We start from the raw sequence: 16,894 nt of genomic DNA on the forward strand, positions 1-16,894 counted from the left end.
GGTGCGGCGAGACTGCCTGCGCGGACCAGTCACATACTGATCGTGACGACGTCGGGAGCGCGCAGTCCGAGTCCGATCTAGTCGAGCGAGTCGACGAACAGCTCGATCGCCCGGTTCACCATGTCCGGGTCGTCCAGGTTGGCGGCGTGCCCCGCGAACGGGACGACGAGCAGCCGCGCGTTCGGGAGCCGCTGATAGGTGTCGAGCGCATAGCCGAGCGGCACCGCGTCGTCCTCGTCGCCGTGGACGACAAGGACCGGACAGGTGATCGTGGCGAGTACCGGCCGGATGTCGTCCTGCCGGGACCAGCTCAGCGTCTCGTTGAACGTCTCCCGCCCGCCGCGCCCCGCGATGCGCTCGGCCCACCGGTCCACCAGTTGCGGGTTGTACTGCCGGGTGCGCAGGGCAAAATGCGATTCGGCCTCGGCGCGGGCGAAGTCCGGGGCGAGCCGCTGTGCTTCGCGGTGTGCACCGAAATGCAGCTCCCACATGTCCTGCTCGACGTCCGCGTACGGTTGCGCGGAAGCGCCGATCACCACCAGCCCGCGCAGCCGGTCCGGGTACTTCTGCGCGAAGCGCAGCGCCATGAAACCGCCCATCGACATGCCCACCAGTACGCAGCGTTCGATGTCCAGCTCGTCGAGCAGCATGCGGCAGTCCTCGGCAAGGTCGTACAGGCTGAACGGCTCGCCGCCCTCGTCGGTCCGTGAGCGGTGGTCGAACGCGACCGTCCGGTAGCGGTCCGCCAGCGCGGCGACCTGCGGCTCGAACATCCGCCGGTCCAGCATCATCCCGTGGCTGAACACGAGCGCTTCACCAGCGCCGAGAACGTCGGCTCGATCGCGCATCATCGGGTTGCACCGACCCGCTTGGCGGGCAGCACGACGTACAGGACCGCCGCGACGAGCGGACCGGCGAGCCACGCGACGTCCGCGCCGCCGAACAGGGCCGCGCTCAACGGACCCTGGAACGCCGGCGCATTCATGGTCAGGACAGCGGCCAGCGCGCCGGTGAGTGTCGCGACGACCGCGCTGAGGTTGACCCGTCCGTACCGGCCGCCGTCCGCGCTGTGCAGATCGACGGCGTCATAGGTCCAGCGGCGACGGAACGCGTCGACCAGCCAGGTCGCCGACCACGGACCCACCCAGATGACCAGCAGGGACAGCAGGTTGTTCAACCAGTGCTCGAATTCCGTCGTCACGAACAGGATGATGAACGAGCCGATGGCGGATAGGACGCCGTCCACCAGGGTCGCCTGCCAGCGCCGCAGCGGCACGCCGATGGCGAGCATGGACAGCGCCGAGCAGTACAGGCTGATGATGCAGTTTCCGACCGAGCTGCCGATCACCGCGAAGATGAACAGCAGATACAGCCAGGTCGGGAGGAGACCGCTGACCCCGGCGACCGGGTTCTTGGTCAGATCGGCTTGCGCGGCGAGCATGGCGCCCAGTAGCGACAGCACCATCGACGTGCCGCCGGAGGTGACCAGCACGGTCCAGAAGGTGCGCCGCCCGGAGATGTGCTGAGGCAGATAGCGGGCGACGTCGGCCGCCATCACCATGGACAGCAGCGGGCCGCTGGCGATGATGCCGGCGCCGATGAGGAAGACCGCGATTCCGGGCGTCTGGCTCGGTGTTGCCAACTGTGCTGACAGGTCGAGGCGACCCACCGTGAAGGCGATCACCACGAGTGACACGACGCCGACGGTGATAGCGAAGAACCGCTGCACCCAGACGATCAGATCCTTGCCGAATGTCGCGACGGTGACCGACACGACCAGAACGGCCGCGACAGCGATGACCTTGCCGGTCGTTCCGGAGTCCGTCCAGCCGAAGAAGGCGAAGAGAGCAATGATGGCGAAGGAACCGAAGACGATGTTGAGGATTTCGAACAGAACAGCTTCGACCCAGGACAGGATCGAATTCCCCCGGTTCGCGGTGACCCCGAACGCGCCCCTCGACAGGGTCAGCGTGGGCACTCCGGTGCGTGGCCCCGGAATGGCTCCCAGCGCCACCATGAAATACAGCAGGTTGCCGGTCAGAATTGCCAGGAAGGCGACCCAGAGTTGCAGCCCGAGGAGGTAGACGGTGGTACCGATGACGAAGTTGAAGTAGTACAGGCTCGTTCCGGTCCAATAGGCGCCCAGCGAGGTGAGCGTCATCTTCCGTTCGCTGTACGGAATGAAGTCGATTCCGTGCTGCTCGACCTTGAGCAGCTGTGCTTTCGGTTCACTATCCGTGACCTTGGCTAATTCTGGGTTGGGAATGACCATGTCCGTGACCTCTCTCGGGTGCGTGAACAGCTTTCCGACTCAGGCTGCGACGGTGACCGGAATACGTTGCGGTGTGCTGATGAGCGATCGGGAGTAGGTCCGTTCGATGTCGCCGCATCGGCGCAACGGACGCCGTTTGAACAGCAGTGTGGGCAGCAGGACGATCATGAAGGTGCGGGCGAGTGTCGCGCCGGGCGACATGTGCGGGCCGTGGCCGAACGCGAGGTTGATCGGCGTCATCGGCCGGGAGAGATCGAGCTGGTCAGCGCGTTCCCAGGCCGCTTCGTCGCGGTGGGCGGAAGCGAGCAGCACATGGACCGTGTCACCCTGGCGAATCAGCTGGCCGGCGAGGTGCACGTCGCGTCGCGCGATGCGCGCGACCCGGTGGATGTGGCCGGCATAACGCAGCAGCTCGTTGACCGAGCGCTCGATGGCGGTGGGGGAGGTCCAGTGGATCGGGTCCTGAGCGTCCGGGTGCTCGGCGAGCAGCCCGATCGACTCGGCCGCGACAGCGGCGGTCGAGGACGCTCCGGCGAGTATCGCGTCGTAGAAGTTCCACGCGAGCTGTTCGTCGCTCAATGTCCTGGATGCCTCGTTGGCCAGCACCGCGGCCGAGATCGGATCTCCGTCCGGATCGCGTCGCCGGGCCGCGACCAGCTCTTTCAGGTAGTCGAGGATGCTGGGCATCATCGAGCTCGTCCCGGGGTGATAGAAGGGCAGGATCCCGTCCTGCCAGCGCGCCGTGCCACGCCGGGGCTCCGGCAGGTCGAAGTATTCGGTGAACAACTGGACGGCACTCGGCAACGCGACATCGGTGACTGCATCGAAAGTGTCCGTGCTCAGCGTGGAGACCGTGTTGAGACAGATGGACTCGACCCGCCGCTTCCAGGCATGCGCGGTTCGCGCCGAGAACGAACCGGCGCCGGTGAACTTGTGGCGTTCGGGGCGGTGTCGAGGAGGGTCGGTCACGATCAACACACCGGAGTTCCGGTCGTAGTCCGGACCGGCCCAAGGGCGCGCGGAGCTGAATGTCTCGGGATTCCGAAGGATGGAACAGATGTCCTCGTACCGACTCACGATCCAGGCCGAGACGTCGTCGGCCCACCAGACCGGTGCTTCGCGGCGTAGCTGCGCATAAGTCGGATAGGGGTCGATCAAGAATGAGGGATCGCCGAACGGCAGGCCAAGCCTGATCATCACAGCTCCCTCGTCGGAGGTCGGCGTCACAGCTGGCGTTATATTAGGTATGGAATCACGCCCTCGTGCATGTGATGATGTGACCCGGTTCGGCGTGGGAGTGGGTCGAAGTGTCCCAGGACGCGGATGTGGTCGATGCCCAGGCCACAGTTCCATTGCGCACTGTGATCAACGCGTGTGAGTTGGCGATTGCCCCGGTCGCGGAGACGCTGCCGGTCGGGGCACTCGACCGTCCGGTGCGGTGGGCGCATGCCTGTGAGCTGCGCGAGCCGGCCGCCCACCTGGTCGGTGACGAGTTACTGATGCTCACCGGGGTGAATCTGCCTTCGGATCCCGCCGAGGTCGATCGCTACGTGGGTGGAGTGTCGGCTGCCGGCGTGACTGCCCTGGGGTTCGGCATCACGCCGCCGGTCAGCACTGAGCTACCGGGTGAGTTGCGCCGGGCGTGTGTACGGCAGGGGATGCCGCTGTTGGTGATCCCACAGAGCACCCCGTTCATCGCGGTCAGCAGGGCGATCGCGATGGCACTGAGCGAGATCGGCCATCGTGATCTACGGCGGGTCGCGGAGGCCAGGGAAGGGTTGACCACCGCGGCTGTGCATGGGGTCGAGGAGTTGGCGGCGGGGTTGGCTGAGCGACTGTTCGGCTGGGTGTGTCTGGTCGATGCGCGCGGTAGACCTGTTGTGGCGCACGGTGCGCCGTTGCCCTTCCCCTGCGAGGTCAGCGCCTTGCTGACCCGGTTACGGGTGGGTAGTGGTCTGCGCAGCGCGGCCACCCAGCTGATCGGAGGTGGCTATCTGGTGGCTCAGCCGGTGTTTCCCAAGGCTGCTGAGTCCCAGCTGGTGGTCGTTGGCCGCGCCGAGCGGTTCAGCGGGGCGGATCGTGCGGTGCTCGCGGTCGGTACCGCCCTGTTCGGTCTGGTGGACCCGGTCAGTCCGACTCTTGGTGCCGCACTGACCGGCATGCTGCTCTCCGGCGAGGCTCGGGCGCGGTCGGTGGCGATGCTGTTGGGTGCCGGTCCGTACCGAGTGCTGGCAGGTGTGCCGTACCGGTCGGGACCGGCGAAGAGCCAGGCCGGATATCACTGGTTGTGCTCGTACCTGGGCACTCCGCTGGTCGAGGTGCACGACGGTCCTCGGTTCACCGCGATCGCGTCGGCCCGCACGTGCATCGAGGATCTCCTGGCGTTGCGCGAGCACGGCTGGCTGGCGGTCGGCGGGAGCCCGGTCGAAGCACACCAGCTCGAGGGTGCTCTGGCCGAGGTCAGCGTGCTACGTGAGCGGGCGATCGGGTTGCGACGGCCGGTGCTCGCTCGCTCCGTCGGTCTGGACTCCGCGGTCGACCCGTCCGCGGCCGCGGACTTCGCCGCGCGCTTCCTCGCTCCGCTGCGCGAGCTTGACCGAGGCCGCTCCGGCGAACCGCTGTCCGACACGTTGCGCAGCTGGCTGGCACATCACGGTAGCTGGGACCGGACTGCGACCGCGCTCGGCGTGCACCGCAACAGTGTGCGTCGGCGAGTCGGCCAGGCGCAGCGCGCTCTCGGCGTCGATCTCGCCGACCCGGAGACGCGGATGGAACTGTGGTTCGCCCTGCGCTGGTCTCGGTGAACGTCGGCAGGTCCCCAACCTGGGAAGCTGTCCTCCGGGCCCACGGGGTATCGGCCGACGCCGAGTACGTGCTTCTAGTCGGTCACCCGCTGGGATCGCCACGATTGAATATAGTTGATCCGGCACGCAGGGCTCGTGTAGTCACGGGATGAGGTGGGTAGGGGCGATGTCGTTGGTTGAGGCTTGGGTGGGGGAGAGGCTCAAGTCGGCTGGCGATTGCTCATAGGAGTAGGACGTATCGCAGCAGCGGGGAGTCGGAGCGGATGACTCTTTACCTTGTTCCTTGTTCAGGTGCCGAGCAAGCTTTGCCGAGTGGCGGGGTGTTGTTACCTGCTGTGGGTAGCGACGTTGCCCAGGTGGAGCCGGTTCTCGGTGGTTCGGTCGAGGACATCACTGGGGGGCGAGGATCGCGTGGTGCACTCAGCGCGGCGTACCCGGTTCGGTTGCTAGGCGAGGGGTTGGGGCGCCATGACATTCGGGACATCTTCGCCCTGCTCCGGCGCGTCGAACCGGCGATGGCGAGACGCTCAGCGGTATCGATCAGTTCACGTGGGCTGGCCCAGCTGGAACGCAACGCGGATCTCATCGCGTTTGGTGAACTCGGGCCTTCAGAGATCAACCAGCTGTATACGGTCATTCGTGGTGGTTTGCTGATGCCTGGTGCTTCATACCCTGAGGTCGGTGCCATTATCCCGCTCCTGAGGCTGGTGAGTGCCCACTTCGGTGTCCACTATCGACGTCTGGGTACACACCCGCACGAGCTTGGTGACTGTGATGACACGAATGAACGTCTGATCGCGGGATTCCGGGATGGTGATCCCGCCAGGGCCAGCGCCGCGGTCGAGGAACACCTGGATGGCTGTGAGAGGTATGCACTGGATCTGCTTGATCTAGATTGACATCTTGAGAGCTAGGGCCTGGGCTGGTTGCCAACCGACAGTGATTCATTGATCCCGTGGGTTCGCGGCGAGGGCGGTTGTGGTGATCGGTGGGAGCTACGCTCGCGCGGCAGTCAACAAGATCGATTACGGGCCTTCGTGAAGCGAACGCGGGCACGAGGGCCCCGGTTTCGAAAGTTGAAGCGCGGCGTGGATGTCGGAGGCGGTGGGGCAGCTGACGCCAAATCAGCGGGCGGTGTGGTTGTTGCATGAGGTCCACGGCCGGTCTTACGAGGAGATCGCGCACATCATCGGTACGCGCCCGGCTTCGGTCCGGGGCAGACTGTCTCGAGCGAGGGTCCAGCTAGCGGAGTTGATGTCCCCATGGCACTAAGAGCACACCCGCGGCGGTCATCAGTTTTAGTTCTGTGGTGGGGGGTCGAGTAGTCGGGGTCCGTCCATGATGAAGCCGCGGCGTTTGATGTTGCGGATCAGTGGGCTGGTTTCGATGTTGTGTACGCCGGGCATCGCGCCGAGGGTGTTGGTGAGGTAGTCGTAGAGGGCGTCGGTGTCGCGGCAGTGCAGGATGGCGACGAGGTTGGTCGGTCCGGTGGTCGCGGCGACGTACTCGACTCCTGGGTGTCGGCTCATGGCGTGGCCGAGGTGGTCGAGTTGCGCGGGTGCGACTGCGAGCCAGAGCACGGCTTCGGTGTCGAGTCCGAGCAGTGCGGGGTCGATTTCGGGTTCGAAGATCATGTTGCTGGTTTCGATGAGGTGTTCGGTCTTGCGTCTGGTCGCGGTTTCGGACTTGCCGATGCGGGTGGCGAGGGTGGTGTACGAGGCGCGGCCGTCGGTGGCCAGCGCGCGCAGCAGGCGGTGATCGTCCTGGTCGAGTTGCGGCTTCGGTGACTCGGTCGTAGATGCCGGCTCTTCGGGGCGGAACTCTCGCAGGATGGACTGCGCGGTCACTTGTAGGACTCGACCGGTGCGCGGGAGTTTCTCTAGTAGGAGGTCGTCGCGTTCGCGGGCGGAGCGTGCTCGGGGGAAGCAGATGATGTCGGTGCCACCGGCCAGGAGATGTACCCACTGCACGTCTTCTCGCCCGGCGAGAGCCACCGCGACCGCCGGTGCGGTGGTGGGGTTGCACTGGATGCGAAACAGCCACTCGGTGTAGCCGACACGTCTGCTGCTGGGCAGTCCGACGACTCTGAGTAGACCGGCGGTGTGCAGCCGGCGGTAGCGGCGGGCCACGGTCTGTTCCGAGACGTCCAGCGTCGCGGCAAGCCGGCTCCACGATGCGCGTCCCTCGCCTTGAAGAGCGCGTACCAGCGCACGATCCGACTCATCGAGGTTGGCGGAATCCGCCGAAATAGAAGCTTTCATGGAGGAATACAGCGTAACTGACCGAGCAGTGGGTTGTGTCCGTCGATACCGGTGGTACCAGTTCCCAGTACCGCACGCGGCGACCCCGCCAGTGTGACCGCCGGAAAGGGACGGGTTCGGGATGAGTAAGTGGTGGCCGTTGGTGGCGATCTGCCTGGGCACCTTTGTGTTGTTGCTCGACCTGACCATCGTCAACGTTGCTCTGCCCGCGATGGCCACCAGTCTCAACGCCCGTTTCAGCGATCTGCAATGGGTGGTCGACGGCTATGTCGTCGGCCTCGTGGTCTTGCCGCTCACCTTCGGCACGCTGGCTGACCTGCATGGACGCCGACGCGGCTACCTCATCGGACTGGTGTTGTTCGCGGCGACCTCGCTGGCCTGCGGGCTGGCGACCACCCCGATGCTGCTGATCGGGGCACGAGTCGCCCAGGGTGTGGGCGGTGCGCTGATGTTCGCAACCACACTGGCGCTGCTGTCCAGAACCTACGGCGGCCGCGACCGCGGAACAGCGTATGGAGTATGGGGCGCGGTCCTGGGCGGGGCGACCGCGATCGGGCCGATCGCGGGCGGGGTCCTCACCGAGTACCTGAGCTGGCGGTGGATCTTCCTGGTCAACGTCCCCATTTGCGCGGCCGCCGTCGGGTTGAGTCTGGCTGTGCTGGCCGAGTCGGCGAACCCGCGCGCGCGACGGGTCGACTGGCCCGGAGTGCTGCTGTTCTCCTTCGCCATGACCTGCCTGCTGCTGGGCCTGATCGACACCGCGGCCTGGGCGCCGTGGATGTACCTGGTGTCCACGCTCGCCCTGGCGGCGTTCGTTGTGATCGAGCTGAGGCGAGACGAACCGATGCTCGATCTGGGCCTGCTACGCAACCGGGCCTTCCTCGCGGTGTCGATCGCCGCGATGACGATGCCCTTCGCGGTTTTCTCGCTGTTCCTGTTCCTCGCCCTGTGGACTCAATCCGTGCTCGGCATGTCACCGGTCCAGGCCGGCCTCGTCTTCATGCCGTTGAGCCTGGTCCAACTCGCCACCTCGATCCTGTCCGGGAAGTACCTGCACACCCGGATCGCCGAACGCACCCAGATCACCGTCGGCCTGCTGGTGTGTGGATGCTCGGTGCTGCTGTTTCGCGGTTTGGACAACCACTCCAGCTGGCCAGCCCTGATGCCCGGCATGCTGCTCGGCGGCCTCGGAGTCGGACTCGCCAGCGCACCGCTGATCTCCGCGGCGATGAGCGTCGTACCCCCGGACCAGGCGGGCATGGCCTCCGGCGCCAACAGCACATTCCAACGCCTGGGCAGCGCCTTGGGCATCGCCATCCTCGGCGTGCTGTTCGCCCACGAAGTCCAGTCCCAACTCGCGGTCTCCGGCACCGGAACCGGAATCCCCGGATTCGCCGCCGCGGTAGCCGGCGGAGGCACCCCAGAACTACTCGCCGCGACACCACAACCGGCACGAGCAGCACTGGCCGACCACATCAAGACCGGCTTCACCGCCGGGTTGAACCACACATTCACCATCGCCGCGACCGTCGCGTTCATCGGAGCCGCGGTGGCATGGTCCATCAAAACCCCGGAAGTCCAGGACGTCAGCCACCGAACGGACACGGCGAGAATTGTCCCCGAACCGAAGCCTCGATAATCGTTGCGTCGCGCATCTTGTTCTTGCGCAAGTCGTGCGTGTCGGTGTATTCGGGTTTGTGATATTGGAGGGTTGATGAGATATTTGGTGTAATAGATGACTGGTCAACTTCTTCGCCGTCGTGTGGGTGGCCGAGGTTTGATGTCGCCGGGGGAGGTTTCGTGGCGAGGGTTGGTGCGCGGTGGCTGGCGTCGGTCGAGTCGCTCCAGGGCGTGGACCGGGTGGCTGAGCATGTTGCTGGCGCGGTTCGGTCTGGCGAGCTCGTTGCGGGAGGTGAGGTGTCCCCGCGAGAGCTGGCGGAAGAATTCGAGGTGTCGTTCGATGTCATCGACACCGCGCTGGCGAGGCTGGTGGTCGAGGGGGTGCTCGTTCGTCATGGGAACGGGGTCAGGGTGCGACCGGTCAATCGCGCGGATCTGCTGCGAGCCTATGAGCTGCGCAGGGTCCTTGACCCGCAGTTGGCGGCGGAGAAAGTGTGTTCCCAGTCCGACGACTTTTTCGCTCGCCTCGCGGGTGTCGCGGCGGCCAGGGACGATCTCACCGCACCGTTGTCGGTACGGCTGGAGGCCAACGAGCGGTTGCGCAACATGACCATCCCGACCGCGTCGCAGGTGCAGTGGCAGCGTCGCATCATGGGGATGGCCTGGCAACAGGTCGACCTGTTCATCCCGGTGGTGGCGAGGGCCCAGGTGGCACGGGGTGGGAGCCCATGGCCTCAGCTCGGGTCACAGATGGTCGAGGTCTACCAACGCCGTAGTCATAAAGCTATACGCGCCTGGTGGCAGGACTATCTGGATCAAGGCTGGCTGCTCATCGAGCATGCTCTGGATGGCATCGCTTGCTAAGCCCCTCATGACACCCACCTACCGTGGTGGCGAGCGACCCGCGGGAGCGCGAACAGGCTCGTAGCACCGGGCCCCTGGGTGACACAGGTACTGGCTTCTTAGCCCGTTACGGCCTAGGTGTGGTTCGAGTGGGGTGCGCCGCTCGCCGTGGCGCCCTCGGCTGCGCTCGCGCGAGTGCAAGCGCAGCGCGGCTGCCCGTCGAGAGGTCAACCGCACCACATCCGCGACCAGTACCGCCTGGCCCCTGGGGACGCTGCCTCCGGCGGTGACCCCATCGGCGCCCGCGGTGCCGTTGCCGCGCATCGCGGCCCAGCGGGACTGCCCACATTGCGGCGGCCCCGTCACCATCGACGCGCTACTCACCACACCCGAACAACCACCTCGCCATGATCTGCCCGCGAGGGGGCGGTTCAGCGAGCGGCGGACCGGTGGCGGACGTCGCTGCGGCCCACCCACACGGCTGAAATCCAGCAGGTCAGTCGTCTAACTTATAACGCAGTGCTGGTGGGGTCGTTTCCTGGGTATGACTTTCGTGATGCGCACTCCTTTCGCGGTGGCCGTTGTGGCTGTTGGCCTGTTCGTCGTACCGGCGACCGCTCAGGCTCATGGCCGTGGGGGTGGAGAGGTATACGGGGATTTCAGTACGGCGGTGTTCTCGGCCAAGGGTCGCGCGATTCAGCACAGCGCGGACCCCCGTGACGCCAGCGGTCGTGTCGCGGCTCATCCGGCACCGCCGGTCGTCAACCAGCTGCTCCAACAGGGCCAGGTGATCTGCACGGACGTCGTGGGTAACACCGCGGGCCTGCTGATGCGGGTCGATGACGGCACCGTGACTGGATCGGTGTTCTACGCGACCGCGGTCGACAACGGCCCTGGGAACAAAGACTTGGCCGGTTTTCTGCCGGCGACCGAGTCCTCGTCATGCGCGCCGGGCCTCGCTCCGACACAACCGGTGACCAGCGGCGACATCACCGTTCGCCAGTACTGATACTTCCCGGGGTTACACCGTTCCGCGCGCCCTGAGTGCGTCTTACTGACAAGCTCAGTTGTAGCGGGGGATCGGTACGTGGGGGAAGCAGTGCGTGCTGACCGGGCGTGGTTGGTGGGGTCGTTGCGGCGGTGAAGCGGGTGAGGGCTTTGCCGTGTGTGTCCAGGCCCAGGCGATCACCGATCGTTGTTTGTCCAGGGTGAACAGGTCGCGGGGTCGTTCTCGGTTGACGTTCCAGAGTTCCTGGCCTGTGAAGGCTCGGCGCAGGGTGCGCCAAGTGATTTGGCGACGTGTCGGGGCGGGTCGAGCAGCACGATGGTGTCGGCGCGGGTGAGAACGAGGTCGGCGACGGCGGAGTAGTTGCCGTCGATGACCCACGCCTCGCGAGTGGCCAGCTGTGGTGCGTGATCCGATCAACAGGTAACAAGTATTGAATTCTGTTACTTGTCGACGCTAGCCTGCCGGTGTGTCCCGACGAGAGCCACTGACTCACGAGCAGGTCCTGATTGCCGCCGAACAAACATTGCGGCGCTTCGGGCCGGAGAAGGCACGGGTGGTCGACGTGGCCAGGGCTTTGGGTGTGACCCACGCGGTCCTCTACCGGCACTTCGGCAGCAAGAACGCCCTGCGCGAGGCGGTGACCGGGTTGTGGTTGGACCAGGCTGTCGATGCCCTGTCGGGGTTCGTCACCGCCTCGGGGCCGGCAGACCAGCGGCTGCACGACTGGCTGTTCGCTCTCCTCGAGGGCAAGCGACGCAAGGCGCGGGAGGACCCCGCGTTGTTCGCCACCTACGCCACCACCGTGGACCGCGGGAGCGAGCTGGTGCAGCGGCACTACGCCGATTTGGTCGGCCAGGTCGCGGCGATCCTGCGTGACGGTCTTGTCCAGGGGATCTACCTCTGCCCCGACCCCACCGCGACCGCCGACGCCGTGCTCCAGGCCACGGCTCCTTTTCACGACCCGGTGCACGCCGCCGAGTGGGAGCAGCCCGGGATCAAGCAGCGTTTCGAGCGTGTGTGGGCGCTGATCAACAACGGTCTGGCGACGCGCTGAGAACTCTCGTGACGCCCGCGCCCACCCATCACTGTCGTTCGAAGGAAGGACCACCATGTCGGACCCGATCGTAGAGATCGCCCAGGGTCGCCTGCGGGGTGTGGGAGCGGAGGGCGTGACGGTCTACCGGGGCGTGCCGTTCGCTGCGCCACCGGTCGGTGAGCTGCGCTTTCGCGCCCCACGCCCACCGCGACCGTGGGCGGACGTCCGGGACGCCGCCCACTCCGGCCCGGCCTCCTACCAGGTGAACACGGTCAACGGCGACACCGTGCGGCGCATCGTCGCCGAGATCGATCCCGGCGCCCCCGGGATCATGGCGTGGCCGCCCTACACTTGCACCACCTACCAGCAGGACAACGCCGCCGAGGACTGCCTCTACCTCGACATCTGGGTTCCTGACACCGAGCCGGGCGAGCACCTGCCGGTCTATGTGTACTTCCACGGCGGCGCGAACGCCGTCAGCGCCGGTTCATTCGTTCACGAGCGGGGTGCCACCCTCGCGCGCACCCAGCGGGTGATTGTCGTGCGGCCGAACTACCGCATGGGAGCACTCGGCTGGTTGCACGTCGGCCTGGTCGGCAACGCACTACCGGAAGCGGTCAACCTCGGGGTACAGGACCAGGTCGCCGCGCTACGGTGGGTCCACGAGTCCATTGCCGCGTTCGGAGGCGACCCGGAGCAGATCTGCATCGGCGGTGAGTCCGCGGGCGCAACGGCGGTGTCGCACCTGCTGGGCATCCCTGCGGCACGGCGGCTTGTCCGCCGGGCGGTCATTCAGTCGTTGTCGCCGTTCAACCCGTGGTGCACACAGCAACGCCCCGACGCCGAGACGGTCGTCGAGTTGTACGTGCGGCTGCTCGGGCTGCACGATCCCGCCGAACTCGTCCAGGTCGACCCAGACCGGCTCCTCGCCGTGGCAAACGTGCTGACGCGGTGGTTTCCCGCCGACGCCGCGGTGGCCTGGCGCCCCCTCGGCGCGGTCACTGACGGGGACTGGGTTCCGCGGACGCCCGCACGGTCGCTTTCCGAGACCGATCCCGGCCTCAACGGGATCGAGGTGACGATCGGGTTCGCGAAGGACGAGTGGATGTTCTTCCGCGGCCACTCCGACACCGTCAGCAGCGGCAGCCGCGCCAACGTCCTCGCTGTGCTCGATCAGATCTTCGACACCGGCGCGTCCGCCGTGTACGACCGGTTCGCCGAGCTCCACCCCGACGACACCCCCGGACAGCTGCTCTCCGACATCATGTCCACGGCTACTTCACACTCTCGTCGCTGCGCATCGCGGAGAACCTCGCAACCCGCGGGGTCCCCGTCCGGGTGTTCCAGTTCTCCTACGACCTGCCCGGTCTCGACGGCAAGTATCGTGCCGTGCACACGGGCGACATCCCGTTCCTGTTCGGCAACCAGACCGAGTCCGACCTGGCCGCCTTCCCCACGTTCGCCGGCATCGACCGCGCTGAACTGGCCCGGATCACCGAGGACGCGATGAACCTGTACGGGGCGGTCATCCGCGGCGACGATCCTGGTGCGGCGTGGCCTCGGTTCATCGCACCGCAATCGTCCGTGCTGTGGCTCGGGAGCACGATCGAGCCCCGACCGCACCTGCTCGACGACGACCTCGCAGTCTTCGCGGCACACGGAATGGCGACTGTCGCCGATCTCGAGGCCAAGCTTGTGTCCAATATGCGCGGGAACGTGTCGTGAAGACCGTCCTGAGCTCGGGCATCGCGAACGCCTCTCCCAGCGTGGGATAGCGACGCGAGTGGCGCCTCCTCGGCCAAGAGAACCCGCTGCTCCCGAGCAGCTCGCTTGTCCGGGCTGGCGGCGCCGTCGAGGGTCGAGCTGTCGCGGCACTCGCTGGCGCCCGTGCCGACATGCTCGGCGCTGTCGACGATTGTCGGTAGTGCCGGGCTCCCGGATTTAGTTGTGGCTGGCGCGTTCAGTCCCCGCACTACAGCTACCAGCAGGTGAGCGGACTCGGGGCCGGCACCGGCTCTTGGCTGACCTGCCGCGCGGGCTCGGGTGGGGTCGCCCGCGAAGCTGGTACGCAGGTGTCACTTGAGCTGCACCCAGCGCGAACAGCACCTTCGGACGTTGTCTTCGTCATCCGTCCTGACTGTCGTCGTGCTGCGCCGGTCGCGCACCTTCACTGCCTCGAACTCGTGGCAGCGACAACCGCCGTCAACAGTGACTTCCAAACCCCGTCACCAAGCACTGCCGTAACCAGGCACCCGCGCCTCGATCGCCCGGTCGTGCTCGCCGGGCGCCTACCTAGAGGCGACGAGCACCTGTGTGTACCGCGGCCGGCTGATCCATCGGCGCCCAGCGGCCTAAGCCGGAGGCTCGCGCTCGAAAGACAGTCGTCGGCCGGGTGCGAACCGGAAGAACTGGCGTAGCGCACCACTAAACTGCTACTCGCGAGGCGCCGGGAGCCCAGCGAGGAAGGTCTCCGGGTCACCGACGTCGACCAGCTCGCACCGATCTTTGTCACGCTGGTCAACCAGCTGCGATCGGGCGCGTTGCGGCGCCAGGGCCGGCCGCTCTCACAATGCCCGTAGGGCGGCTTCGAGTGCGTCGGTGAGTCGGTCGAGGTAGTCGTCACCGGAGGCGTCGTGGGTGACGAGCATGCGAAAGGCCAGCGGCGCGATGAGCAGGTCGAGTCCGAGGGTCATGTCGAGCCCGGGTGGGAGTTCGCCTCGGTCGACGGCGTTCTGGAGGACGATTCGCGCGGTCTGCCGGCGCGGGGCGGCAACGGCGACGGCAAGGACCTCGGCGAGTGCGTCGTCGTGGCGAGCCTCGGCGATCAGGCCGAGCGCGACGTCGGCTACGAGCGGGTTGCGCAGCTGGGCGCGGAAGGTGGTGAGTAGTTCGCGCAGGTCGCTGCGTAGGGCGCCGGTGGCCGGCTGCGGCGGGAGTTCCTCGGTGACCCGGTCTCGGATCAGCTCGGTGAGCATCGTCTGCTTGGTGGGCCAGCGCCGATAGAGCGCCGCTTTGCCGACGCCGGCCCGGCGGGCGACCCCGTCCATGGACAGGCGGGCGTAGCCGCGCTCCACCAGCTCGGCCAAGGCGGCGGCGGTGATGGCCTCGGTGACCCCGGGCCGCAGCGTCGCGCCTCCGGTCGGTGGCTGGTGTGACTGCTTCGGCGTGGGCATGACCACACACTATCGCCTATGGAACGGGACCGTTCCGTCTGATACCTTCGTTACGGACGGGACGGTTCCGTCTCGTTCTATTGGGAGGTCATGATGAAGTTCCTCTACACCGACGAGTCCTTCTCCTTCGAGGCACTGCGGGCCGCGGGCTATGCCGCCTACGCGGGCGCCGAGCTCGGCGAGGTACTGGTCACCTGTCGAGCCATCCCCGAGGGCGACGAAGCCGCGTGGTCGACCCAGTGGGCCGCCACCGCCGCCCGGGTCGAGCAGGTCGGGCGCGACGCCCTCGCCGCGGGCCACCGGGTCAGTGCCCGAGAGGCGTTGCTGCGGGCCTCGAACTACTACCGCACCGCCGACTTCTACCGCCGCGACGACCCCGCCAACGATGAGGAGTCCCTGCGGCTGCAGACCGCCTCGCAGCAGACCTTCGCCGACGCCGTACCGCTGCTCGACACTCCCGCCAGGCGACTCGACATTCCCTACGAGCACACCATGCTGCCCGGCTACCTCTACACCGTCGACGACTCGGGCACCCCGCGACCGACCGTGATCTACCACGGCGGCTACGACTCCACCCTCGAGGAGGACTACCTCGCCCTCGCCGCCGGGGCGCTGCGCCGCGGTTACAACGTGCTCACCTTCGACGGGCCCGGTCAGGGGCGCAACGTCCGCGCCGGCTTGCACTTCCGCCCTGACTGGGAAGCTGCAGTCACTCCCGCGGTCGACCTGGCGTTCACCCTGCCCGAGGTCGACACCACCAAGATCGTCCTGATCGGCACCAGCCTCGGTGGTTACCTCGCCGCCCGCGCCGCCGCCTTCGAGCACCGCCTTGCCGCCTGTGTGCTCCACGACGGTGTCTGGGACATGCACAAGACGGTGGCCGACGCCCTCAACGGTGCCGGCACCCCCAGCGAGATCGAGGCCCTCGCCGCCACGAGCACCGGCGTCCGCTGGATGATCAACAACGGCCGCTGGGTCTACGGCGTCGACACCGCCACCGAGCTACTCAAGGCCACCGAGCCTTACACCCTCGCCGGCGTCGCCGACCAGATCACCTGCCCCACACTCGTTCTGGAAGCCGAGAACGACCAGTTCTTCGCCGGCCAGCCCCAGAGGGTCTACGACGCGCTGACCTGCCCCAAGGAGCTCGTCGTGTTCCGCGAGGCAGACGGTGGCGGCGAGCACTGCCACGAAGGTGCCACCCTGCAGTTCCACCAGCGCACCTTCGACTGGCTCGACACCGTCCTGGCCTGACACCCCCGCGGCGGCCAAGGGACCCGCTTCCGACAACGACGGAGTCGGGAGGGACTGTAAAAATTTCGGTGTAACTCCTGATCATGGAAGTGGCACTGATGACCGAGATGATGTCCGGTGTGGACAACGCTGAGGGCGAGACGGTTTCGTCGTCGATGGCTGGTCTTGACGGCCTGGATGAGCAGCTGGTCGATCAGCTGGTGGCGCGTGCGCGTAGCGGTGGGCTGTCGCTAGCTGGCGAGGGCGGGGTGCTCTCGCAGCTGACGAAACGGCTGTTGGAATCGGCGTTGGAAGGTGAGATCACCGATCACCTGGGCTACGACAAACACGACGCTGCCGGGCGCAACAGCGGTAACTCCCGCAACGGTGCCCGGTCGAAGACGGTGCTCACCGACGTGGGCCCGGTCGAGATCACTGTCCCTCGGGATCGGGACGGTAGCTTCGAGCCCAAGATCGTGGCCAAACGCCAGAAACGCTTGACCGGGGTTGATGAGATGGTGATCTCGTTGTCGGCGAAGGGGCTGACGACCGGGGAGAGTGCGCCGTGAAAGCGCTGTTAGATCGCGAGAAGGTGGGAGACCTTCTCCTGTGGGCTGTCGCAGCGGCCTGCTGAAGTTGAGGG

15 protein-coding genes and 1 pseudogene are annotated in these 16,894 nt (G+C 66.6%); 11 read left to right on the forward strand and 5 right to left on the reverse strand.

Annotation, left to right across the window (positions count from 1 at the left end):
* Window positions 1–77 precede the first annotated feature (77 nt).
* The 3 genes from G406_RS0119570 to G406_RS0119580 are packed head-to-tail and all read right to left on the reverse strand — an operon-like array spanning window position 78 to window position 3,469.
* Complete coding sequence (locus tag G406_RS0119570; RefSeq protein WP_028935125.1) at window positions 78–851, reverse strand: alpha/beta hydrolase; 774 nt, start codon at window positions 849–851, stop codon at window positions 78–80.
* Window positions 848–2,272 carry a purine-cytosine permease family protein gene (locus tag G406_RS0119575; RefSeq protein WP_028935126.1) on the reverse strand — a complete coding sequence of 475 codons (1,425 nt, stop codon included), beginning with the start codon at window positions 2,270–2,272 and terminating at the stop codon, window positions 848–850. Before G406_RS0119575 ends, G406_RS0119570 begins: the two co-directional genes overlap by 4 nt.
* Window positions 2,273–2,311: 39 nt before the next feature.
* Window positions 2,312–3,469, reverse strand: coding sequence for a cytochrome P450 (locus tag G406_RS0119580; protein ID WP_169736735.1), 1,158 nt, complete (start codon window positions 3,467–3,469; stop codon window positions 2,312–2,314).
* Window positions 3,470–3,651: 182 nt separating this feature from the next.
* Between G406_RS0119580 and G406_RS0119585 the strand changes: the two genes are divergently transcribed.
* From G406_RS0119585 to G406_RS0119595, 3 genes are all read left to right on the forward strand, one after another.
* Window positions 3,652–5,076 carry a PucR family transcriptional regulator gene (locus tag G406_RS0119585; protein WP_245607164.1) on the forward strand — a complete coding sequence of 475 codons (1,425 nt, stop codon included), beginning with the start codon at window positions 3,652–3,654 and terminating at the stop codon, window positions 5,074–5,076.
* Between the two features lie 263 nt (window positions 5,077–5,339).
* Window positions 5,340–5,975: a GntR family transcriptional regulator gene (locus tag G406_RS57020; protein ID WP_156934995.1), complete on the forward strand. Its 636-nt coding sequence runs from the start codon at window positions 5,340–5,342 to the stop codon at window positions 5,973–5,975.
* 193 nt (window positions 5,976–6,168) lie between these two features.
* The gene (locus G406_RS0119595) at window positions 6,169–6,348 is read left to right on the forward strand and encodes an RNA polymerase sigma factor (protein ID WP_028935130.1); all 180 of its coding nucleotides are present in this window, start codon (window positions 6,169–6,171) and stop codon (window positions 6,346–6,348) included.
* 26 nt (window positions 6,349–6,374) lie between these two features.
* Here G406_RS0119595 and G406_RS57025 read toward each other — a convergent pair whose 3' ends face one another.
* Entirely contained in the window at window positions 6,375–7,337 is a 963-nt protein-coding gene (locus G406_RS57025) for an Lrp/AsnC family transcriptional regulator (protein WP_037077436.1), read from the reverse strand.
* A 121-nt stretch (window positions 7,338–7,458) separates the two neighbouring features.
* Between G406_RS57025 and G406_RS48185 the strand changes: the two genes are divergently transcribed.
* The 6 genes from G406_RS48185 to G406_RS58425 all read left to right on the forward strand — a co-directional run bounded on the left by G406_RS48185 (window position 7,459) and on the right by G406_RS58425 (window position 13,570).
* Entirely contained in the window at window positions 7,459–8,976 is a 1,518-nt protein-coding gene (locus tag G406_RS48185; protein ID WP_084216202.1) for an MFS transporter, read from the forward strand.
* A 221-nt stretch (window positions 8,977–9,197) separates the two neighbouring features.
* Window positions 9,198–9,821 (forward strand): GntR family transcriptional regulator, encoded by a 624-nt coding sequence (locus G406_RS0119610; RefSeq protein ID WP_245607165.1) that lies wholly within the window; start codon window positions 9,198–9,200, stop codon window positions 9,819–9,821.
* 649 nt (window positions 9,822–10,470) lie between these two features.
* On the forward strand, window positions 10,471–10,809 hold the full coding sequence (locus tag G406_RS0119615) for a hypothetical protein (RefSeq protein WP_028935133.1): 339 nt from the start codon (window positions 10,471–10,473) through the stop codon (window positions 10,807–10,809).
* A gap of 466 nt (window positions 10,810–11,275) precedes the next feature.
* The gene (locus tag G406_RS0119620) at window positions 11,276–11,863 is read left to right on the forward strand and encodes a TetR/AcrR family transcriptional regulator (protein WP_028935134.1); all 588 of its coding nucleotides are present in this window, start codon (window positions 11,276–11,278) and stop codon (window positions 11,861–11,863) included.
* Window positions 11,864–11,918: 55 nt separating this feature from the next.
* Complete coding sequence (locus G406_RS48190; protein ID WP_211241208.1) at window positions 11,919–13,355, forward strand: carboxylesterase family protein; 1,437 nt, start codon at window positions 11,919–11,921, stop codon at window positions 13,353–13,355.
* Window positions 13,352–13,570: a hypothetical protein gene (locus tag G406_RS58425; RefSeq protein WP_211241209.1), complete on the forward strand. Its 219-nt coding sequence runs from the start codon at window positions 13,352–13,354 to the stop codon at window positions 13,568–13,570. Before G406_RS48190 ends, G406_RS58425 begins: the two co-directional genes overlap by 4 nt.
* A gap of 839 nt (window positions 13,571–14,409) precedes the next feature.
* Here G406_RS58425 and G406_RS0119630 read toward each other — a convergent pair.
* Complete coding sequence (locus tag G406_RS0119630) at window positions 14,410–15,018, reverse strand: TetR/AcrR family transcriptional regulator (protein ID WP_028935135.1); 609 nt, start codon at window positions 15,016–15,018, stop codon at window positions 14,410–14,412.
* Window positions 15,019–15,111: 93 nt separating this feature from the next.
* On the opposite strand from G406_RS0119630, the gene G406_RS0119635 reads away from it, so the two are divergent.
* Together G406_RS0119635 and G406_RS48195 are read left to right on the forward strand one after the other, a co-directional pair.
* The gene (locus tag G406_RS0119635; protein WP_028935136.1) at window positions 15,112–16,272 is read left to right on the forward strand and encodes an alpha/beta hydrolase family protein; all 1,161 of its coding nucleotides are present in this window, start codon (window positions 15,112–15,114) and stop codon (window positions 16,270–16,272) included.
* Between the two features lie 155 nt (window positions 16,273–16,427).
* Window positions 16,428–16,808 (forward strand): annotated as a pseudogene (locus G406_RS48195) (transposase); the annotation flags it as partial.
* Window positions 16,809–16,894 lie beyond the last annotated feature (86 nt).

Source organism: Actinospineispora spinosispora DSM 44797 (assembly GCF_000429025.1).
Lineage (GTDB): Bacteria > Actinomycetota > Actinomycetes > Mycobacteriales > Pseudonocardiaceae > Pseudonocardia > Pseudonocardia spinosispora.